Origin of the sequence: Amycolatopsis sp. NPDC026612 (genome assembly GCF_040638285.1) — a bacterium.
Taxonomy (GTDB): Bacteria; Actinomycetota; Actinomycetes; order Mycobacteriales; family Pseudonocardiaceae; genus Amycolatopsis.
On record NZ_JBEZYB010000014.1, the window covers coordinates 11,003 to 34,501 of the forward strand.

Here is a 23,499-nt window from a genome sequence, read left to right on the forward strand (position 1 = left end):
CAATGACCACCTCGAGAAAGAGCCGCATCGACGCGCTGCCCGCGGACCTGCGGGAGACGCTCAAGCGCCGGCTGGCCGGCCGGGCGGAGCGGTCCGACGTCATCGGCCGGGCGCCGCGCGAGGAGGCCCTGCCGCTGTCGTTCGCCCAGCAGCGCCTGTGGTTCCTCGACGAGTTCCGCCCGGGGGACGCGGAGTACAACAGCGCCGTGGCGCTGCGGCTGACCGGCCCGCTCGACACCGTGGCGCTCACCGGCGCGCTGGCGCGGCTGGTGGCCCGGCACGAATCCCTGCGCACGACCATCGACGACGCCGGTGGCACCCCGGTGCAGGTCGTCCACGCCGCTCCGGAGATCCCGGTGCGGACGGTCGACCTGACCACCGACCCCGCGCTGCGGCCCGCCGACCTGGACGAGGTGCTGGAAGCCGAATACGGCCGGTCGTTCGACCTCCGGCGCGGCCCGCTGGTGCGGCTGCTGCTGGTGCGCGTCGCCGAGGACCACCACGTCCTGCTGATCACCGCCCACCACATCGTCACCGACGGCGAATCGATGGGCATCCTGGTCGGGGAGCTCGGCACGTTCTACGCCGCCGCCGTGCGCGGCGAACCCGTGGTGCTGCCCGAGCCGGCGGTCCAGTACGCCGATTTCGCCGTGTGGCAGCGGAACCGGCTCGCCGGGCCCGCCCTCGACCGGCACCTCGCCTACTGGACCACCCAGCTGGCCGGCGTCGAACCGCTGGACCTGCCCGCCGACCGGCCCCGGCCCGCCGTGCGCACGACGGCCGGTGCGGTGCACCGCTTCCGCGTCCCGGCCGGGGTCGCGGCCGGGCTGGCCGAGCTGGCCCGGCTCCACGACACCACGCTGTACACCGTGCTGGTCGCGGCCTGCCAGGTGCTCTTCGCCCGCTACACCGGCCGGTCCGACATCGCCGTCGGGACCGTGGTTTCCGGCCGGAACTCCCCCGAGCTGCAGCGCACGGTCGGCTTCTTCGTCGACACCGTCGTCATCCGGTCCACTGTGGACCGGACCGCGCCGTTCGGGACGTTCCTCGACGCCGTCCGCACGACGGTGCTCGAGTCGTTCGACCACGCCGAAGCGCCGTTCGAAAAGCTCGTCGAGGCCCTGCGCCTCGAGCGCGACGCCAGCCGTACCCCGCTGTTCGACGCGATGGTGCTGCTGCACGGCAATGCGGGCGGCCCGGCGGACTTCGCCGGGGTGACGGCCGAGCCGGTCGAGGTCGCCCGCCGGGCCGCCAACTTCGACCTCACCGTCGAGTTCCAGCTGTCCGCGGACGCGCTCGAAGGATCGCTGGAGTACAACACCGACCTGTTCGACGAGCGGACCGCCGTCGCACTGGGCGGGCACCTCACCGTGCTGCTGACCGCGATCGCCGCCGACGCGCAGCGACCGGTCGGCGAGCTGCCGCTGCTCACCGGCGGTGAGCAGCACCGGCTGCTCACCGAGTGGAACGGCACCGCGCTGGACGTGCCCGCGGCCACCGTCACCGAACTGTTCGAGTCCCAGGCCCAGCGCAGCCCGGACGAGACCGCGCTCGTCGCCGGGGCCATCGCGCTGAGCTTCGCCGAGCTCAACGCGATGGCCAACCGCCTGGCCCGCCACCTCGTCACGCTGGGCGCCGGCCCCGAGCGGGTGGTCGCGCTCGAGTTGCCGCGTACCGCCGAGGCGATCGTGGCCTTCCTCGCGGTGCTGAAGGCCGGCGCGGTCTACCTGCCGATCGACCCCGCCCTGCCCGCCGACCGGAAGGAGCTGCTGCTGCGGGACGCCGGCGCCACCCTGGTCCTCACCACCGCGGAACTCGCGGCCGCGCCGCAGGAGTACTCCGCCGCGGACCTCACCGACGCCGACCGCGTCGCGCCGCTGCGGCCGGACAACACGGCCTACGTCATCTACACCTCCGGGTCCACCGGCCGCCCGAAGGGCGTGGCCGTCCCGCACCGCAACCTCACCAACCTGCTGTTCAACCACCGCAACGACTTCGCCCCTCCCGGCCGGCGGCTGCGGGTCGCGCTGACCGCGACCCTGTCGTTCGACACGTCGCTGGAGGGCCCGTTGCTCATGGCCGACGGCCACGAGCTGCACCTGGTCGGCGACGACGTCCGGCTCGACGCCCACGCCCTCGTCGACCACATCGCCGAGCACCGGATCGACTTCCTCGACCTCACCCCGACCTACCTGCGCCGGTTGGTCCCCGCCGGGTTGCTGACGGACCCGCGGCACCGCCCGAAGATCCTCATGCTGGGCGGTGAAGCGCTGGACGACACGCTGTGGCGCGAACTCGCCGCCGCGGAAGTCACCGTGGCGCACAACTTCTACGGCCCGACCGAGTACACAGTGGACGCGGTGTCCTGCCGGGTCGGCGAAGCCGCGCGTCCGGTGCTCGGCCGTCCGCTGGCCAACACCCGCGCCTACGTCCTGGACCAGGACCTGCGTCCGGTGCCCGCCGGGGTGCCCGGCGAGCTGTGCCTCGCCGGGGCGCAGCTGGCGCGCGGCTACCTCGGCCGCCCGGGCCGCACCGCCGGCAGCTTCGTCGCGAACCCCTTCGGCGAGCCCGGCGAACGCATGTACCGCACCGGCGACCGGGTCCGCTGGACGGCCGACGGGCAGCTGGCCTACCTGGGCCGCCTCGACGACCAGGTGAAGATCCGCGGCTTCCGCGTCGAGCCGGGCGAGGTCGAGGCCGCGCTGGTGCGCCTGCCCGAGGTCACCGCCGCCGCGGTCGTCGCGATCAAGCCCGAAGAAGGCCACGCCCGCTTGGTCGCCTACGTCGTCGGGGCCGAGGCGGTCCCGCCCACGGCGGACGCCCTGCGCGCCGCCCTGCGGGCCACCCTGCCCGACTACCTGGTGCCCTCGGTGTTCGTCCCGATCGACGCGATTCCGCTGACGCCGCAGGGGAAAGTCGACCGCCGGGCGCTCCCGGCCCCGGACGCCGCGCCGGACGGCGGCCAGGCCTACGTGCCCGCGCGGACCGCCGTCGAGCACCAGCTGGTGGCCATCTGGTCCGAGGTGCTCGGCAACGACCGCATCGGCGTCGAGGACAACTTCTTCGGCCTCGGCGGCGACTCGATCCTCAGCATCCAGGTGGTCGCGCAGGCCCGCCAGGCCGGCCTGCGGCTCACCTCGCGGGACATCTTCCTGCACCAGACCATCGCCGGGCTCGCGACCGCGGTGCAGACGGCCGCGGCGCACGCGCCCGCCGCGGCCGGCCCGGTCGCGGGCCCGGCGCCGCTCACCCCGATCCAGCACTGGTTCTTCGCCACCCACGGGCCGCTGGACCACTTCACCATGTCGCAGCTGCTGGAGCTGCCCGCCGACGTCGACCCGCAGGCGCTGCGGACCGCCCTCGACGCGGTCGTCGCCCACCACGACACGCTGCGGACCCGGTTCTTCACCGTCGACGGGCAGTGGCGGCAGGAGGTCACGCCCACGCCGCCGACCGGGATCCTGCGGATCCGGGACCTGTCTTCGCTCGGCGACGCCGGGCAGCGCGCCGGGATCGAGGCCGCGGCCGCCCAGGTGCGCGCCGGACTGGACCTGGCGACCGGCACCCTCGCCGGCGCGGCCCTGCTCGTCCGCGGCACCCGGCCCCCGCTGCTGTTCCTGGCCGTGCACCACCTGGTGGTCGACGGGGTGTCGCTGCGGCTGCTGCTCGGCGACCTCGAAACCGCTTACGGCCAGGTCACCGCCGGGGCACCGGTCCGGCTCGCGGCCACGGCCACGCCGTTCACCCAGTGGGCGCACCTGCTGGAACAGCACGTCCGCGCGGGCGGGTTCGACGACGACCTCGAGCACTGGACGCGCGTGGCCCGCCGGGTCCCGGCCGCGCTGGCGGCCGACCACACGGGCGCCGGCACCACCGGCTCCACCCGCACGCTGACCGTGACCCTCGGCGCCGCAGACACCGACGCGCTGCTGCACCGCGTCCCCGCCACCTACCGGACCCAGGTCAACGACGTGCTGCTCAGCGCGCTCGGCCGGGCACTGGCGGACCGCACGCAGCAGGACGGCGTCCTGATCGCGCTGGAAGGCCACGGCCGCGAGGACGTGCTCGACGGTGTCGATCTCTCGCGCACGGTGGGCTGGTTCACCACGCAGTTCCCGGTGGCGCTCGACCTGCCGCCGTCGGGGGACTGGGGCGCCACGCTCAAGGCGGTCAAGGAGCAGCTGCGGGCCGTCCCGCGCCGGGGCCTGAGCTACGAGGCCCTGCGTCACCTCGGCGGACCCGGGGCGCCCGGCCACGTCCTGCAGAACTTCCCGCTGCCGCAGATCTGCTTCAACTACCACGGCCGCTGGGACGCCCAGGCCGGTGACCACGGGCTGTTCCGCGGACGGCACGACAGCCCGGGCGCCGACATCGCCCCGGACGAGGCGAGCACCTACCAGCTGGACGTCACCGGCGTCGTCGAGTCCGGCGCACTGTCGTTGACCTGGTCCTACTCCGACCAGGTCAACGACGAAGACACCGTCCGCGAGCTGGCCGAGGCGATGCTGACGGGGCTGCGGGAGATCGTCGCGCACTGCGCGCGGCCCGGCAGCGGCGGCCGCACGCCGTCGGACTTCCCACTGGCCCGGCTCGACCAGTCCACTGTGGACCGAATCGCCGGCGACGGCCGCGAGGTCGACGACATCTACCCGCTGACCCCGCTGCAGGCGGGCATGTTGTTCCACAGCCTGCTCGATCCCACCGCCGACGCCTACGTCGACCAGGCCCGGATGCTCCTGGACGGTGTTCGCGACCCCGACGCGTTCGCGCAGGCCTGGCAGCAGGTGGCCGACCGGACCCCGGTGCTGCGGACCGAACTCGTCTGGGACGGCGTCGAGGAACCCCTGCAGGTCGTGCGGCACCGGGCGGTCGTCCCGATCACCCGCCACGACTGGCGCGGGCTGTCCGAGGCCGAGCAGAACGCCCAGCTGGACCGGCTCTCGGCCGACGACGCCGCCGCCGGGCTGGACCTGGCCACCGCGCCGCTGATGCGGCTCGGCATCGTCGCGCTCAGCCACGACCGGGTGCTGCTGATGTGGACGTCGCACCACATCGTGCTCGACGGCTGGAGCCTGGCGCAGATCTTCACCGAGGTGTGCGAGCAGTACGCCGCGATCACCGAGCACCGGGTGCCGCGGGTGCCGGCGCACCGCCCGTTCCGCGACTACCTCGGCTGGCTGGCCGCGCAGGACGCCGCGGCCGCCGAAGACCACTGGCGCGCGGTGCTGTCCGGGTTCGCCGCCCCGACCCCGCTGCCCTGGGACCGGCCACCCGCCCAGGCGCACCGGACGCGCTCGTCGCGGACCGTACGGGCCTCTTTGTCCACAGAGGACACCGCCCGGCTGCGGGACGTCGCCCGCCGCCACGGCTTGACCGTCAACACCCTCGTGCAGGGGGCCTGGGCGCTGCTGCTGGCCCACTCCAGCGGCGAGTCCGACGTCGTGTTCGGCACCACCGTCTCCGGCCGCCCCGACGACCTGCCGGGCGTGGAGACCATGATCGGGATGTTCATCAACACCGTCCCGACGCGCGTGCACGTCGACAGCGGCGAACCGCTGCTGCCGTGGCTGCAGCGGCTGCAGGACGAGCAGAACCAGGCCCGGCGGTACGACTTCGTCGCACTGGGGCGGCTGCGCTCGCTCAGCGACGTCCCGTCGGGGGAGAACCTGTTCGACAGCATGGTCGCGTTCGAGAACTACCCGTTCGACGAGAACGCGGCCGCGCAGGCAGGCGTCACGTTGCGGGAGGTGACCGCGCTCGACGCCACGACGTTCCCGGTCACCCTGCGCGCCTTCGCCGACCGGCAGCTGGGCTTCGAGCTCGGCACCGACCCCGACCTGTTCGACGAAGACACCGCCACCGCGCTGGCGGCCCGGCTGGAGACGCTGCTGCTCGGGATCGCCGAGAACCCGGACCGCCCGATCGCCCGGCTGCCGTGGCTCTCGGCCGCCGACCGCGCCCGGCTCGCCGTGGAACAGACCCCGTCCTTGCCCGCTCCCACCATCACGGAGCTGTTCGCCGCCCAGGTCGCCGCCCACCCGGACGCGATCGCTCTCACCGGCGACGGCACGTCCCTGACCTACGTCGAGCTCAACGCGCGGGCGAACCGGCTGGCGCACCGGCTGATCGCACTGGGCGCCGGCCCCGAACGGTTCGTCGCCCTGCGCCTGCCGCGCTCGCCGGAACAGGTCGTCGCCATCCTCGCCGTGCTCAAGGCCGGGGCCGCGTACCTGCCGATCGACCCGGCCACGCCCGCCGAACGCGTCGACCGGATGCTGGCCGACACCGATCCCGTCACCGTCCTCGCGCCGGAAGACGTCGACGTGGCGGCGGGCCCCCAAGCCGACCCGCCGCTGCGCTGCGCGCCGGAGCACCCGGCCTACGTCATCTACACCTCCGGCTCGACCGGGCTGCCCAAGGGCGTGGTGATCCCGCACCGCAACGTCACCCGCCTGCTCGCCGCGACCGCCGGCCGCTTCGGCTTCGGCTCCGACGACGTCTGGACGCTGTTCCACTCCTACGCGTTCGACTTCTCCGTGTGGGAGATCTGGGGTCCGCTGCTGCACGGCGGCCGGCTCGTCGTGGTGCCGCACGCCGTGTCCCGCTCGCCGCGGGAGTTCCTGCACCTGCTGGCCGACGAGCGGGTCACCGTGCTCAACCAGACGCCCTCGGCGTTCTACCAGCTCGTCCGGGCCGGCGAGGACGACCCCGAAGCCGGCGCCCGGCTCGCGCTGCGGTACGTCGTCTTCGGCGGCGAGGCCCTGGAAACCCGCCGGCTGGCCGGCTGGTTCGCCCGCCACGGCGACCGCGCGCCGCGGCTGGTGAACATGTACGGCATCACCGAGACCACCGTGCACGTCACCCACCACGACCTCACGTCCGATGTGGACGGTGCGACGGGCCTGATCGGTGCGGTGCTGCCCGACCTGCGCGGGTACGTCCTCGACCCGGACCTGAACCCCGTCCCGGCCGGGGTGCCCGGCGAGCTGTACGTGGCCGGCGACGGCCTGGCCCGCGGCTACCTCGGCCGGCCGGGGCTGACTGCCGCCCGGTTCGTCGCCGACCCGTTCGGCGCGCCCGGCTCCCGCATGTACCGGTCCGGCGACCGGGTTTCCCGCACCGGTGACGGCGCCCTGCGCTACCACGGCCGCGCCGATCAGCAGGTGAAGATCCGGGGCTTCCGGATCGAACCGGGCGAGATCGAGGCCACCCTGCTCGCCCTGCCCGACGTCGGCTCGGCCGCGGTGCTGGCCCGCGAGGACGAACCCGGCCGCAAGCGGCTGGTCGCCTACGTCGTCGCGGCGTCGCCGGACGCCCCGCCGAGCGCGGCCCGGTTGCGCGAGCACCTGGCCCGGTTCCTGCCGGAGTACATGGTGCCATCGGCGTTCGTCACCCTCGACGAGCTTCCCCTGACCCGCAACGGGAAACTCGACCACCGGGCGCTGCCGGCGCCCGCCGCGACGGGCATCGAGGCGGCGGCGTTCGTCGAACCCCGCACTGATGCCGAACGCACGGTCGCGGCGGTCCTGGCCGCCACGCTCGGCCTGGAGCGCGTCGGGGCCGACGGCAACTTCTTCGAGCTGGGCGGGGATTCCATCCTCAGCATCCGGTTCAGCTCGGCGCTGCGCGAGGCCTTCGGCGCCGAAGTGTCCCCGCGGACGGTGTTCGACCACCCGACGGTGGCGGGCCTGGCGGCCGCGCTGCCCGCTGCGGTGGCCACCCCGCTCGCCGCGGCGATCACGCCGGTGGACCGCGACCGCGAGCTGCCGCTGTCGTTCGCCCAGCAGCGCCTGTGGTTTCTCGACGACTTCGCCCCCGGCAGCACCGACCACGTCACCGTCTTCGGCGTCCGGCTGCGCGGGGACCTGCGGCCCGGCGCCCTCGCCCGGGCGCTCACCGCGCTGATCGCCCGGCACGAGTCGCTGCGCACCACGTTCCCGGCCGTCGACGGACGGCCGCGCCAGGTCGTGGGCGAGCCGTGGCAGCTCGCGCTGCCGGTCACCGACCTGACCGGCTCGGCGACGGCGGCGGAGGACCTGCGGCGGCTGCTGGCCGAGGACCTCACCCGGCCGTTCGACCTCGCGCGGGGCCCGTTGCTGCGCGCGCGGCTCGTCCGCGTGGCCACCGACGACCACGCGCTGGTCCTGTCCCTGCACCACATCATCACCGACGGCTGGTCGATGGGCGTCCTCGCCGGCGAACTGGCCACCCTCTACGGCGACGAACGCGCCGAGCTGCCCGCACTGCCCATCCAGTACGCGGACTTCGCCGCGTGGCAGCGCGAGCGCCTCACCGGCGACTTCCTCGACGACCAGCTCGGCTTCTGGCGGCGGGAACTCGACGGCCTGCGCCCGCTGGACCTGCCGACCGACCGCCCGCGGCCGGTCACCCGGACGTCGAACGGCGCCGAACACGAGTTCACCCTCGGCGCCGAGGCCCTCGCCGCGCTGCGCCGGCTGAGCCGTGCTCGCGACACCACCCTGTTCACGGCGCTGGTCGCGGCCTGCCAGCTGGTGCTGCGCCGCTGGTCCGGCCAGGACGACGTCGCCGTCGGCACGGTGACCTCCGGCCGGGACCACGCGGAAGTCCAGGACCTCGTCGGGCTCTTCGTCAACACCGTCGTGCTGCGGTCCTCTGTGGACGGACAGCGCAGCTTCGGGGAGCTGCTCGGCGCCGTCCGGCGGACCGTGCTGGACGCGTTCGCCCACCAGGAAGTGCCGTTCGAACGGATCGTCGACGAGCTGAGCCCCGACCGCGACCCCAGCCGCACCCCGCTGTTCGAGGTGCTGGTGACCCTGCAGAACGCCGGCAACCGCCTGCCCGCCCTCGCCGGGCTCACCGCCGGCGAGCTGACGCTGCCGATGACCACCGCCGGGTTCGACCTCAGCGTCGAGTTCGAGGAACACCCGGACGGGTTGCGCGGCCTGCTCAACTACAACACCGACCTGTTCGACGCGGCGACGATGCGACGGTTCGGCGACCACCTCACGGTCCTGCTCACCGCCGTCGCGGCCGAACCGGACCGGCCCGTCGACGCGCTGCCGCCGCTGCCCGCGGCCGAACACGACCTCGTCGTCCGGACCTGGAACGCGACCGGCCGGCCGATCCCGGACACCACCGTCGTCGAGCTGTTCGACGCCCAGGCCGCCCGCACCCCGCACGCGACCGCCCTGGTCTGCGGCGGCACGACGCTGACCTTCGCCGAGCTCGCCGCCCGGGCCAACCGGATCGCCCGCGTCCTCATCGCCCGCGGCGCCGGGCCCGAGCGCCTGGTCGCCGTCGCCCTGCCCCGCTCGGCCGACCTGGTCGTGACGATCCTCGCCGTCCTCAAGACCGGCGCGGCCCACCTGCCGCTGGACCCGGAGCTGCCCGCCCGGCGCCGGGAAGCACTGCTGGCCGACGCCCGGCCGGTGCTGGTGCTCACCGAACCGGTCGCCGCGGCGGAAGGGGACGCGACCGTCACCGACGCCGACCGGCTCGCCCCGCTCACCCCGGACCACGCCGCCTACGCGATCTACACCTCCGGCTCCACCGGCACCCCGAAGGGCGTGCTCGTCGGCCACCGCGCGCTGGCCAACCTGGCCGTCGACCACGGGGGCCGGCTCACCGCCGCGGCCGGGAAGGACCGGCTGCGGGTCGCGCTGACCGCCGCGTTCACCTTCGACGCGTCCTGGGAAGCCGTGCTGCTGATGCTCACGGCCGGGCACGAACTGCACGTGATCGACGGCGACACCCGGTTCGACCCGGCCGTGCTCGCCGGCTACGTCGCCGAGCACCGGATCGACCTGGTCAACTCGACGCCGTCGTTCGTCCGGCACCTCCTGGAAACCGGGCTCGGGGACCACCGCCCGCCGGTGCTGCTGCTCGGCGGGGAAGCCGTCGGCGAGACGCTGTGGCGGGACCTGAGCGACCTCGACGGCGTCACCGCGTTCAACCTCTACGGCCCGACCGAGTGCACGGTCGACGCGACCCTGTGCCGGATCGGGGAAACCGGGCGCGAAGTGATCGGCCGCCCGCTCGGGAACGTGCAGGCCTACGTCCTGGACGACCGGCTGCGCCCGGCGCCGATCGGGGTGCCCGGCGAACTGCACCTGGCCGGCGTCCAGCTGGCCCGCGGCTATCTGAACCGGCCGGGGCTGACGGCGGAGCGCTTCCGCGCCAACCCCTTCGGGCCTGCCGGCCGCCGGATGTACGCCACCGGCGACCGCGTCCGCTGGACCGCCGACGGCTACCTGGAGTACCTCGGCCGCGTCGACGACCAGGTCAAGATCCGCGGCTTCCGGATCGAGCCCGGCGAAGTCGAAGCGGCGCTGCGCGGACTGCCCGAGGTCGCCGACGCGGTGGTCGTCGCCCGCCGCGACGACGGCCACGCGCGGCTCGTCGCCTACGTCGTCGCGGCCGACGGCTCGCCGGCGGACCCGGCGCGGCTGCGGACGGCGCTCAAGGCCACCCTGCCCGACCACCTGGTGCCCTCGGTGTTCGTCCCCCTCGAGCGGCTGCCGCTGGCCACCAGCGGCAAAGTCGACCGCCGCGCGCTGCCGGCCCCCGCCGTCCACCCGGCCCCGGCCGAGGGCCGCACCGCGGCGCGCACGGCCACCGAACGGCTGCTCGCGGAGATCTGGGCCGACGTCCTCGGCATCCCGGAGCCGGGGGTGGACGACAACTTCTTCGCCCTCGGCGGGGATTCGATCCTCAGCATCCAGGTCGTCTCCCGGGCCCGGCGGCACGGCCTGCGCCTGACTTCCCGGGACGTCTTCCGCCACCAGAGCGTCGCCGAGCTGGCCCGCGTCGCCGGCGCCGAAGCGGCGGCCGAGCCCGAAGCCGCGTTCACCGGCGCGGCGCCCCTCACACCGATCCAGCGGTGGTTCTTCGAGACCGGCCACCACGACCACTTCACGATGTCGACCCTCGCCGAACTCGATCCCGACGTGGACGTCCCCGCGCTCGAAACCGCGATCACCGCGGTGCTTTCCCGGCACGACGCCCTGCGCACCCGGTTCACCCGCACCGGCGACGGGTGGCGGCAGGAGTTCCGGCCCGACGCGGAAATCCCGGCGCTGCGGCACGTCGAAGCGTCCGATGTGGACATCGCGGCGATGGCCGCCGAAACGCGCGCCGGGCTGCGGGTCGAGCACGGCCCCCTCGTCGCGGCGGTGCTGATCACGTCGCCGGAGCGGCCGCCGCGGCTGCTGCTGGTCGTCCACCACCTCGTGGTCGACGGCGTGTCCTGGCGGATCCTGTTCGACGACCTGGAAACCGCCTACCGCCAGGTGGTCTCCGGCCGGCCCGCCGAGCTCGGCCCGGCCCCGGTCAGCTACCTCCGCTGGGCGGACCGCCTCGCGGGGCACGCCTTCGAAACCGAGCTGCCGTACTGGACCGAGGTGCTCGACGGCGTCGTCCCGGAACTGCCCGTCGACGCGGCAGGGGAGAACACGGCCGGAAGCACCCGCACGGTCACGGTCGGCCTGGACCCCGAAACCACCGACGCCCTGCTGCACCAGGTCCCCGAGGTCTACCGCACGCAGATCAACGACGTCCTGCTCAGCGCGCTCGGCCGGGTGCTGGCCCGCTGGACCGGCCGCGAGCGCGTCCTGATCTCGCTGGAAGGGCACGGCCGCGAAGAGATCTTCGACGACCTCGACCTCTCCCGCACGGTCGGCTGGTTCACCGCCGAGTTCCCGGTCGCGCTCACCCTCCCCGCGGGCGACGGCTGGGGCCCGACGCTGAAGGCCGTCAAGGAGCAGCTGCGGGCCGTCCCCGGCAAGGGCCTCGGCTACGGCGCCCTGCGCTGGCTGACGCCGGACTCGCCCCTGCACGACGGCCCGGTGCCGCAGATTTCCCTGAACTACCACGGGCAGTGGACCGCCGGCGGCGACGCCGACGGGCTCTACCGCGGCTGGGGCGGCGACCTCGGCGCCGACGTCGACCCGGAACGGCCGCGCACGGCCCTCCTGGACGTCGTCGGCATCGTCGACGGCGGCCGGCTCGAACTGGCCTGGACCTACGCACCCGAGGTGCACCGCGAGGACACCGTGCGCGGGCTCGCCGAGCAGGTCCTCACGGCCCTGCGGGAGATCGTCGGACACTGCGCCACCCCGGACGCCGGCGGCCGCACGCCGTCGGACTTCCCGCTCGCCCGGCTGAGCCCGGCCGAGCTGGACACCGTGGCCGGCGACGGCCGCGCGGTCGAGGACGTCTACCCGCTCACCCCGCTGCAGGCCGGGATGGTGTTCCACACCCTGCTCGACGACGGCTCCCCGGCCTACTTCGAGCAGGTCCGCATCCGGCTCGCCGGCGTCGCCGACCCCGCGGGCCTCGCGGCGGCCTGGCAACGGGTGGTCGACCGGACCCCGGTGCTGCGCACCCGGCTGGTCTGGACCGGCGTCGAAGAGCCCGTCCAGGTGGTCGACCGCGCCGCGACCCTGCCGGTCACCCACCACGACTGGCGCGGCCTCGGCCCGGCGGAGCGGGAAGCCGCCCTGCGGGACCTCCTGGAAGCCGACCGCGCGGTCCCGTTCGACCTGACCCGGGCGCCGCTGACCCGGCTGGCGATCGCCGCGCTCCCCGGTGACGAGGTCGACCTGATCTGGACGTCCCACCACCTGCTGTTCGACGGCTGGAGTTCCGCGCAAGTCTTCGCCGAAGCCTGCGAGCAGTACGCCGCCACGACCGCCGGGGTCCGGCCCGCCCTCGTCACCCGGCGTCCCTACCGGGACTACCTCGGCTGGCTGGCCGACCGCGACCAGGCCGCGGCGGACGCCTTCTGGCGGGACACCCTGGCGGGCTTCGAAGCGCCGACGGCGTTGCCCTACGACCGCCCGCCGGCCGAAGCCCACCAGTCCCGGTCCACCGATTCGGTCCGGATCGAGCTGCCGCCGGCCGCGACGCTGCGGCTGCGGGAGTTCGCCAGGACCCACGGCCTCACCGTCAACACCGTCGTGCAGGGCGGCTGGGCGCTGCTGCTGGCGATGCTCTCGGGCGACCGCGACGTCCTCTTCGGCACCACCGTCTCCGGCCGCCCGGCCGACCTGGCCGGCGTCGAGACCATGATCGGGCTGTTCATCAACACGATCCCCACCCGCGTCCGCGTGGACGGCACCCAGCCGGTCGCGCGGTGGCTCGGGCAGCTGCAGGCCGCCCAGAGCGAGGCCCGCGACCACGACTTCGTGTCGCTGGCCCGGCTGCGCCCGCTCAGCGACGTCCCCGCGGGGCAGAACCTGTTCGACAGCATGGTCGTGTTCGAGAACTACCCGATCAGCGAGCCCGCCACCGCGGGCGCGCCCCGGGTCGTCGAGGTCTCTTCGGCCGACGCGACGAACTTCCCGCTGTGCCTGCGGGCTTCCCTGGACGGAGGCCTCGCCCTCGACCTCGCCTACGACCCGGCGCTGTTCGACCCCGGCACCGCCACGGCCCTGACCGGCCGGCTGGCCCTGCTGCTCGACGCCGTCACCGCGGACCCGGACCGGCCGCTGGCCCGGGTGCCGTGGGTCGACGCCGCCGAACGCGCCCAGGTGCTCGCCGACGCCCACGGCCCGGGTGCCGCCGGGACGCCGGCCACGGTGCCCGCGCTGTTCGCCGACCAGGTGCACCGGCACCCGGCGGAGCCCGCCGTGCTCGCCGGGCCCCGGACGCTCACCTACGCCGAACTCGACGAGCGTGCGAACCACCTGGCCGGGCAGCTGGCCGACCTGGGTGTGGCCGTCGAAGATCGGATCGGGCTGCTGCTGGAGCCCTCGGTCGAGCACGTCGTCGCCGAACTCGCCGTGCTCAAGGCGGGCGCGGCCTACGTGCCGCTGGACACCCGGGCGCCGCACGAGCGGCTGCGGGCCGTGCTCGCCGAGGCCGGGGTCTCGGTCGTGGTTTCCGGCGACACCTGGGTGCCGACCGCCGAAGCCGTCCATAGTGGACCGGTGCTGACCGTGGGCGAGCAGCGGTCGCGGATCGCACCGGAATCCTTGGTGGTGCCCGAAAACCTCGCCTACGTCATGTACACCTCCGGCTCCACCGGCGTCCCCAAGGGCGTCGCCGTGCGCCACCGCGACATCACCGCGCTGGCCCAGGACAACCGGTTCGCCGGCGGCGCGCACACCCGGGTGCTCGCCCACTCGCCGCTGGCCTTCGACGCGTCCACCTACGAGCTGTGGGTCCCGCTGCTCACCGGCGGCGCGACGGTCCTGCCCGACGGGCCCGACCTGACCGTGGAATCGTTGCGGCGCGCGGTGTCCGAGCACGCGGTGACGGCGGCGTGGCTCGCCGCCGGGCTCTTCCGGCTGCTCGCCCAGGACGCCCCGGACGGCCTGCGCGGCCTGCGCGAGGTGTGGACCGGCGGCGACGTCGTCCCGCCCGCCGTGGTGCGGGCCGTCCAGGCCGCGTGCCCCGGCCTCGTCGTGGTCGACGGCTACGGCCCGACCGAAACCACCACGTTCGCGACGTCGTTCCGGATGACCGGCGAGGCGGGCGTGCCCGAGCCGGTCCCGATCGGCCGCCCGCTCGACGGCATGCGCGCGTACGTGCTGGACGCGGAGCTGCGCCCGCTGCCCGCCGGGGCACCCGGCGAACTGTGCCTGGCCGGCGCGGGTCTGGCGCGCGGCTACCTCGGCCGCCCCGGCCTGACCGCCGAGCGGTTCGTCGCCGATCCGTTCGGCGCGCCGGGGGAGCGGATGTACCGCACCGGCGACGTCGTCCGGCGCGGCCCCGGCGGCGAACTCGTGTTCCTCGGCCGGTCCGACGACCAGGTCAAGCTGCGCGGGTTCCGCATCGAGCTCGCCGAGGTCGAGGCCGTGCTGGCCGCCCACCCGGCGGTCGCCCAGTCGGTCGCGACCGTGCACACGGACTCCGGCGGCACGGTGAAGACCTTGCTCGCCCACGTCGTCGCCGCACCGGGGCGCACCGCGGACCCCGGCGAGCTGCGCGCGCACGCCGCCGCGGCCCTGCCCGAGTACATGGTGCCCGCGGTCGTGCTGGTCCTGGCTGCGCTTCCGTTGAACCGCAACGGAAAGGTCGATCGCCGCGCCCTGCCCGCGCCGGACGGCCCGGTGTCGTCGCGACGGCCCTACGCCGAGCCGGCCACCGCGACCCAGCGCGCCGTCGCCGCCATCTGGCAGCGGCTGCTCGGGGTCGAGCGGGTCGGGGCGAAGGACAACTTCTTCGAGCTCGGCGGCGACTCGATCCTCAGCATCCGGCTGGTTTCCCGGCTGCTCGCCGAATGCGGCGTGTCGCTCTCGCCGCGGGCGGTGTTCGCCCACCCGACGGTGTCCCGGCTCGCCGCCGCGATCGAAACCGTCGGGGCGACGGCCCAGGACCCGATCCCGGCGGTGCCCCGCGACCACGAGCTGCCGCAGTCCTTCGCCCAGCAGCGGCTGTGGTTCCTCGACGAGTTCGAGCCCGGCGGCACCGAGTACGTCACCAGCTCCGCCGTGCGCCTGCGCGGCGAACTGGACGTCGACGCGCTCGCCGGGGCGTTCACCGCCCTGGTCGCCCGGCATGAGCCGCTGCGCACCACCTTCGGCTCGGCCGACGGCCACGGCGTCCAGGTCGTGCACCCGCCGTCGCCGGTGCCGCTGCCGGTCGTCGACGCCTGTGAGGAGGAGCTCGCGGACATCCTGCGCGCCGACGGCGAACAGCCCTTCGACCTGAGCGAAGGCCCGCTGCTGCGGGTGAAGCTGATCCGGCTCGCGCCGCGGGAGCACGTGCTCACCGTGGCGGTGCACCACATCGTCACCGACGGCTGGTCGAACGGGCTGATCGCCGAGGAGGTCGGCGCGTTCTACGCGGCGGCGCTGCGCGGCGAACCGGCGGACCTGCCGCCGCTGCCGGTGCAGTACGCGGACTTCGCGGCCTGGCAACGCGGCCGGCTCGCCGAGCGGGTCCTGGCCGGGCAGGCCGGCTACTGGACCGAGCGCCTGCGCGACCTCACCCCGCTGGAGCTGCCGACCGACCGGCCCCGCCCGCCGGTGCGCACGACGCGCGGCGCGACGCGGGAGATCGTCGTCCCGGCGGCGGTGACCGCCCGGCTCGAACAGGTGAGCCGGCAGCGGGAGACGACCCTGTTCACCACCCTCGTCGCCGCGTGCCAGGTGGTGCTCGGCCGCTGGGCCGGCCAGGACGACGTGGCGGTCGGCACGGTCACCTCCGGCCGGGAACGGCCCGAGCTCGAGGGTCTCGTCGGGTTCTTCGTCAACACCCTGGTGCTGCGCTCCCGGGTCCGCCCGGACCTGCCTTTCACGACGTTCCTCGACGTGGTCGCCGCGGGCGTCCGGGAGGCGTTCGACCACCAGGACCTGCCGTTCGACCGGGTCGTCGACGCCGTGCAGCCGGGCCGGGACCCCAGCCGCACCCCGCTGTTCCAGGTGATGGTGGTGCTGCAGAACAGTCCTCGGGAAGCGACCCGGCTGCCCGGCCTCGAAACCGAGGAACTCCCGCAGCCGGCAACCGCGGCGAACTTCGACCTGACCCTCGAGTTCCAGCCGGACGGGGAAGTGCTGCGGGGCGCCCTGACCTACAACACCGACCTGTTCGACGCCGGCACGATCGACCGGCTGGCCGCGCATCTGGGCGTCCTGCTCACGGGCGTCGCGGCCAACCCGGACCGCCCCCTGTCCCGGCTCCCGCTGATCGGCGCGGCCGAACGCGACCTGGTCCTGGGCGCCTGGAACGACACCGCCCGCGAGGTGGCGCCGGCCACGCTGCCCGAGCTGATCACCGCCCGCGCGCGGCGGACGCCGGACGCGGTCGCGGTGGTTGCGGGCGAATCCCTCACCTACGCCGAACTGGACGCCCGCGCCGCCCGGCTGGCCCGGGTACTGGCGGGGCACGGCATCGGCCCGGAGCGGATCGTGGCACTGGCGCTGCCGCGATCGGTGGAGATCGTGGTGGCGCAGCTGGCGGTGTGGAAGGCCGGTGGGGCGTTCGTGCCGGTCGACCCGACTTACCCGATCGAGCGCATCACGTTCATGCTCGCCGACGCCCGCCCGTCCCTGGTCCTGACCCTGGACGGCCTGGCCCCGCCGGTGCCCGACGGCGTACCGGTGCTGACGCTCGATGATCCTGCGCTGTTCGGCACCGGCACCGCCGAGCCGTTCCCGCCCGTCGCGGTCCGGCCCGAACACCCGGCGTACGTGATCTACACCTCCGGCTCCACCGGCCGTCCCAAGGGCGTGGTCGTCACCCACGCCGGCCTGGCCGGGTTCGCCGCCGCCGAAGCCGAGCACCTGCGCGTCACCGAAAACGATCGCGTCCTGGCCTACTCCTCACCGAGCTTCGACGCCTCGATCCTGGAGCTGTGCCTGGCGCTGCCCGCCGGGGCCGCGCTCGTCGTGGTTCCGCCCGAGCCGCTGCTGGGGGAGCCCCTCGCCGAGTTCCTCGCCGCCCACCGGATCACCCACACCCTGATCCCGCCCGCCGCGCTGGCCACCGTCCCGGCGGCCGAGCTGCCGGACCTGCGCACGCTCGTCGTCGGCGGGGACGCCTGCCCGGCGGAGCTGGTGGACCGCTGGGCGCCGGGACGCCGGATGATCAACGCCTACGGCCCCACCGAGTCGACGATCGTGGCGACCTGGAGCGAGCCCCTGGTCCCGGGCACGCCGCCGCCCATCGGCCGGCCGATCCCGAACACCCGCGTCCACGTCCTCGACGCCGCGCTCGAGCCGGTGCCGATCGGGGTGGCGGGCGAGCTGTACGTCGCGGGGCCGAGCCTGGCCCGCGGCTACCTCGACCGGCCGGGCCTGACCGCCGACCGGTTCACCGCCAACCCGTTCGGCGCGCCGGGGGAGCGGATGTACCGCACCGGCGACGTCGTCCGCTGGACCGCCGCCGGGCAGCTGGAGTTCGGCGGCCGGGCCGACGACCAGGTCAAGGTCCGCGGCTTCCGGATCGAACTCGGGGAGGTGGAGGCGGCGCTGACCCGGCACCCCGGGGTCGCCGCCGCCGTCGCCGCGGTCCAGCAGGACGCCTCCGGGCACAAGCGCCTGGTCGCCTGCTACGTCGCCGAGCCGGGGGCGGACCCGGTCGACGCCGCGGGGCTGCGGGAGTTCCTGGGCCGGTCGCTGCCCGGCCACCTCGTGCCTTCGGCCCTGCTGGAACTGCCCGCGCTGCCGCTCGGGCCGAGCGGCAAGGTCGACCGCCGCGCCCTGCCCGCGGTCGCCGCCACGGCCGAGCCCGCCGCCCGGCACGTCGAGCCGGTGACCCCGGCCGAGCGGGCGCTCTGCGAGATCTGGGCCCAGGTCCTCGGCCTGGAGCGGGTCGGCACGCAGGACAACTTCTTCGAACTGGGCGGGGATTCCATCCTCAGCATGCAGGTCGTGTCCCGGGCCCGCCACGCCGGGCTGCGGTTGTCCACAAAGGACATCTTCCTGCACCAGACCGTCGCCGCACTGGCCCCCGAAGCCGGCGCGGTGACCGAGGAAGCGGCGGCGGACGGGCCGGTCGTCGGCGACGTGCCGTTGACCCCGATCCAGGACTGGTTCTTCGCCACCCACACCGTCAACCCGCACCACTTCAACCAGTCGATGCTCCTCGAGCTGGCCGACGGCTTCGACGCCGGCGCGCTCGAGCGGGCCCTCGGCGCGGTGTGGACCCACCACGACGCCCTCCGCATGCGGTTCACCCGCACCGAAGAGGGCTGGCGCCAGCACAACGCCGACGTGGAGCCGGTGCCCGGGCTGCGCCGCGAGGACCTGACCGCCGTGCCCGAGGCCGACCGGGAGGCCGCGCTGACGCGGATCGCCGACGCCGTCCACGCCGGGTTCGACCTCGCGCAGGGCCCGTTGCTCGCCGCCGTCCTGGTCACCGCCGATCCGGCGTGGCGGCCGAGGCTGTTCCTGGCCGCGCACCACGTCGTGGTCGACGCCGTCTCCTGGCGGATCCTGCTCGACGACCTCGACACCGCCTACCGGCAGGCCGCCCGGGGCGTCCCGGCCGACCTCGGCCCGCGGACGACGTCGTTCCGGGACTGGGCGCACCGCCTGCGCGACCACGTCCAGGCCGGCGGGTTCGCCGACGAAGTGGACTACTGGACCGGCCTACCCGCCTCGGGCGAGCTGCCCGTGGACCACGAAGGCGGTGGTGTCGGCGACACCGGCACGGCGGAGGTCACCGTGGTGCTCGGCCCCGACGACACCACCGCCTTGCTGCGCTCGGCGCCGTCGGCCTACCGCACCCGCGTCAACGACGTCCTGCTCGCCGCCCTCGCGTGGGCACTGGCCCGCTGGACCGGGCGCCCGGACGTGTCGATCGCCCTGGAAGGCCACGGCCGGGAGGACGTGCTCGACGGCGTCGACCTCAACCGGACCGTCGGCTGGTTCACCACCCTGTACCCGGTGGCGCTCTCGGTGACCGACGCCGCGGACAGCCCGGACTGGCGGACGCTGGTCAAGTCCGTCCGCAAGCAGCTGCGGTCCGTGCCGGGCAACGGGTTCGGCTACGGCGCCCTCCGCCACCTCGGCCACCCGGACGTGCGGCAGCGGCTCGCCGGGACCGGGCCGCAGCCGCAGATCTCGTTCAACTACCTCGGCCAGTGGGACGGTTCCGGCGCCGCCGGGGCGGCGGCGTCCGACGGCCTCTACGCCGCGGTCCGCGGTTCGCTCGGCCGCGACCACGACCCGGCCGAGCACCACCCGCACCTGCTCGACCTGGTCGGTGCGGTCCAGGACGGCGAGCTGGTGTTCTCCCTGATCCACCAGCCCGGCCGCCACGAGCGGCGGACCGTCGAAGCGGTGGCCGGCGACTTCGCCACCGCCCTGCGGCGGATCGCCGCCGACTGCCAGGCGCCGGCCGACCGGAGGGAGCGGCGGTGACCACCCGGCTTTCCCGGAACCGGAACTACCGGCTGCTGTGGGGCAGCCAGGCGCTGTCGGAAGCCGGGTTCAGCGCGTCGATGATCGCGTTGCCGCTGCTGGTGCTGACGGTGACCGGCTCGCCGGCGTTGTCCGGGCTGGTGCTCGGCGTCGACGCGATGGCCCAGCTGGTCGCGGGGCTGCCCGCGGGGGCGCTGGCGGACCGCTGGGACCGCAAGAAGATCCTGCTCGGCTGCGAGGCGGTGTACGCGCTCGCGGTGGCGAGCCTGGTGGCGGCGATCTGGTGGGAGGTCGTGCGCGTCCCCCACCTCATCGCGGTCGCGGCGGTGCTGGGGTGCTGCCGGTCGCTGTTCGGGCCGGCCGAAGGCGCGATGCTGGCCGGGGTCGTCCCCGCGGGCCAGCTCCCGACGGCGGTGGCGATGAACTCCGCGCGCGGCGCGCTCGGCCAGCTGTCGGGCACCGCGGTCGGCGGGTTCCTCTACGGCCTCGGCCGGGCCGTCCCGTTCGCGTTCGACGTGCTCGTCCACCTGGTCTCGCTGATCGCGCTGACCTTCGTCCGGGCGCCGCGCCCCGAGGCTGCGCCGCCCGTCGGCGGGCACCTCGGCAAGGAGATGGCCGAGGGGCTGCGCTGGGTGTGGAGCGAGCGGCACGTGCGCGTCACGGTGGCGTGCGCGGTGAGCCTGAACTTCTTCTTCAGTGCCTACTACATCGTCATCATCGTGCTGGCCAAGGAACGGGGCGTCACCTCCGGCGAGATCGGCGTGATGGCCGCGATGCTCGGCGTCGGCGGGGTCACCGGCTCGCTCATCGCGCCCTACCTGCAGCGGCGGCTCAGCCCCTACGTGTCGATCATGAGCGTGTTCTGGGTGCTGACCCTGCTGACCCCGCTGGCGGCCGTCATCCACGACGGCTACCTGCTGGGGGCGCTGTTCGTCGCCATGGCCCTGCTCCCGCCGACCGCCAACACGACGATCGGGACCTACCAGCTGCTGCTCACGCCCGACCGGCTGCGGGGTCGGCTGACCAGCGTGATGGGCGTGATCGGCGGGGTGTCCGCGGCGACCGGCCCGGCCTTCGGCGGCCTGGTGGTGCAGGCGTTCCCCGGCACGGACGCCGTCCTGCTGTGCGCCGCCGGGATCGCGCTGGTGACCCTCGTCGTCACCATCAGCCCCACCCTGCGCCGGTTCCCCCGCGCCGACTCGCTCACCCCCGCCGAACCCGAACCCGAACCCCAGCCGACGACCGAGGAGAAAACGTCATGACCACGCAGGAGCCCGATCTCGCTTTCGCCTTCGAAGACCTGCTGGCGCGGTCGGCCGAGCTGCGCGAGCGCGGCGCGGTGCACCACGACGAAGAACGGGGGCTGTGGCGGGTGCTCGACCACCCGTCCGTCGCGCGGGTGCTGTCCGACCCGGCCACGTTCTCGTCGGACTTCAGCGGGCTCACCCCGGTCCAGGAGGACTTCGAAACCTTCCGGAAGGGCAACTTCGTCGGGATGGACCCGCCGGACCACCGCAAGCTGCGCACCCTGGTCAGCCAGGCGTTCACCCCGCGCGTGGTGGCCGGGCTCGAACCCCGGATCCGGACCATCGCGGGCGAGCTGCTCGACGAGGTCGCCGGGTCGTCCCGCTTCGACCTCGTCGACGCGCTCGCCTACCCGCTGCCCATCATCGTGATCGCCGAGCTGCTCGGCGTCCCGGTGGCGGACCGCCCGCTGTTCACCCGCTGGGCCCAGGTGCTGTTCGGCGGCGACCAGCTGGGCGAGTCGGCCGACATGGCCGACATCCAGCGCGCGCTGGACGCCATCGCCCCGACGATCCGCGAGATGAACGCCTACATCCTCGACCACATCCGCCACCACCGCGCCCACCCCGGCCCCGGGCTGACGAGCAGGCTGGTCGAGGCCGAGTTCGACGGCGAACGGCTCGAGGACCAGGAGATCGTCGGGTTCGTCGCGCTGCTGCTGATCGCGGGCCACATCACGACGACCGCGCTGCTGGGCAACGCCGTGGTGACCTTCGACCGGAACCCCCTCGCCGCGGCCGCGCTGCGGTCCTCGCCGGCCGCCCTGCCGCCGGCGCTGGAGGAAGTGCTCCGGCTGCTGCCGCCGTTCCCGGAGCTGGGCCGCCGCACGACGAAGGAGGTCGAGCTCGGCGGCCACACGATCCCGGAGAACGCGATCCTGATGGCCGACCTGGCCGCGGCCAACCGCGACCCGGCGCTCTTCGACCGGCCGGACGTGTTCGACGCGGCGCGCAACCCCAACCCGCACCTGACGTTCGGGCACGGCATCCACTTCTGCTTCGGCGCGCCGCTGGCGAGGATGGAGGGCCGGATCGCGTTCGAGGTCCTCTTCGAGCGGTACCGCGACCTGGCCGTGGCCACCGATGACGAGGTGGTGTTCCAGAACCCGGCGGTGATCGTCAGCGTCCGGCACCTTCCCCTGGACGTGGAACCGGCCTGAGCGGCCGCCGCGCACCCGCGGGCTCTCGCGGGTGCGCGGCGGCCGACAGCTTCCGGTCCACCATCGCCGCCACCACCGCCGAGCCGGTCGCCGCCGCCGCGCCGAGCAGGAGGACCTGGCCGCCCAGGCTGCTCGCCGCGCCCGCGAGGGCCGCGCCCACCGCCGCCATCGCGACCTTGAGCGCGGCGCTGGTGACGAACACCTGCGCCTGGGCGCCGGCCGGGGCGTAGCTGCCGCGGGCCGTCAGCGTCGCGGTGAACGAAGTCGCGTTCAGCAACCCGAGCACCCCGAACCCGGCGAGCGCCACGGCGTAACCCGGCGCGAACGCGCACACCGCCGTGGCCACCGCCATCGCGGCGAACAGCCGCACCGCCAGCACTTCGGGTTCGCCGCGCAGCGGCCACGCCGTGACCAGCGCCGAGCCCAGGAGACTGCCCGCGCCGTAGGCGACGATCAGCGTGGCGCCCGCCGCGGCCGTGCCGTGCAGCTCCGTGCCGAACCGCACCGCCACCACCGGCAGCGCCCCCAGTTCGAGCGCCCCGAGCAGCGTCAGCACGGTCACCCGGCGCAGTGGTGGCCGGCGCACCAGCACCGCCGGCCCGGCACGCAGGCTCACGGCTTCCCCCGGCGCCGTCCCGCCGGCGAGGGGCAGCGTCACGACCAGCGCCCCCGCGGTCACGGCCGCGCCCGCCAGCCCGAGGACGGCGTCGAGCGGGCCGGCCAGTGCGGTGAGCGCGGCGGCCGCCGCGGGGCCCGCGGTGCCGCCGATGCCGTAGGTCAGGGCGTCCCAGCCCCGGAGGCGGCGGCCGGAGCCGAGGTCACCGAGCACGCTGCTCAGCCCGCCGGTCAGCAGCGGTCCGCAGCACCCGGCGACCGCCACCGCGGCGATCGCCGCCACCCCGGGCAGCCGTCCCAGCGCGAGCGCGCCCGCGGCCAGCGCGAAGCCGTACCCCAGGTACGCCGTGGCCAGGAGCCGGCGCCGGTCCCGGGCGCGGTCGAGCCGGGCGGCCAGCCACGGGCCCACCAGGTGCGGCGCGTTGAGCGCGGCGACGAGCAGCCCGCCGGTGGCCGCGGACTCGTGCCGGTCGGCCGCGAGCAGCAGGAGCCCGACCGTCGCGCCGCTGTCGGCGCCGCGGACCAGCACCGCGGCGGCCAGGTACCGCGCCAAGCCGGGCATCGCACCCCCTCGTCACCCCACTGTCCGGTGACGCCAGCTTGGCAGCGTCCCCGTCACCGGTCAAT

4 protein-coding genes are annotated in these 23,499 nt (G+C 74.8%); 3 read left to right on the forward strand and 1 reads right to left on the reverse strand.

Annotated features, from left to right (window positions below):
- Positions 1-2 precede the first annotated feature (2 nt).
- The 3 genes from AB0F15_RS15975 to AB0F15_RS15985 are packed head-to-tail and all read left to right on the forward strand — an operon-like array spanning position 3 to position 22,257.
- Positions 3-19,793, forward strand: coding sequence for a non-ribosomal peptide synthase/polyketide synthase (locus AB0F15_RS15975; protein WP_360270506.1), 19,791 nt, complete (start codon positions 3-5; stop codon positions 19,791-19,793).
- Positions 19,790-21,055 carry an MFS transporter gene (locus tag AB0F15_RS15980; RefSeq protein ID WP_360270508.1) on the forward strand — a complete coding sequence of 422 codons (1,266 nt, stop codon included), beginning with the start codon at positions 19,790-19,792 and terminating at the stop codon, positions 21,053-21,055. Before AB0F15_RS15975 ends, AB0F15_RS15980 begins: the two co-directional genes overlap by 4 nt.
- Complete coding sequence (locus AB0F15_RS15985) at positions 21,052-22,257, forward strand: cytochrome P450 (RefSeq protein ID WP_360270510.1); 1,206 nt, start codon at positions 21,052-21,054, stop codon at positions 22,255-22,257. Before AB0F15_RS15980 ends, AB0F15_RS15985 begins: the two co-directional genes overlap by 4 nt.
- Here AB0F15_RS15985 and AB0F15_RS15990 read toward each other — a convergent pair.
- The gene (locus tag AB0F15_RS15990) at positions 22,217-23,434 is read right to left on the reverse strand and encodes an MFS transporter (protein ID WP_360270512.1); all 1,218 of its coding nucleotides are present in this window, start codon (positions 23,432-23,434) and stop codon (positions 22,217-22,219) included. The two genes, AB0F15_RS15985 and AB0F15_RS15990, sit on opposite strands and share 41 nt — an antisense overlap.
- Positions 23,435-23,499 lie beyond the last annotated feature (65 nt).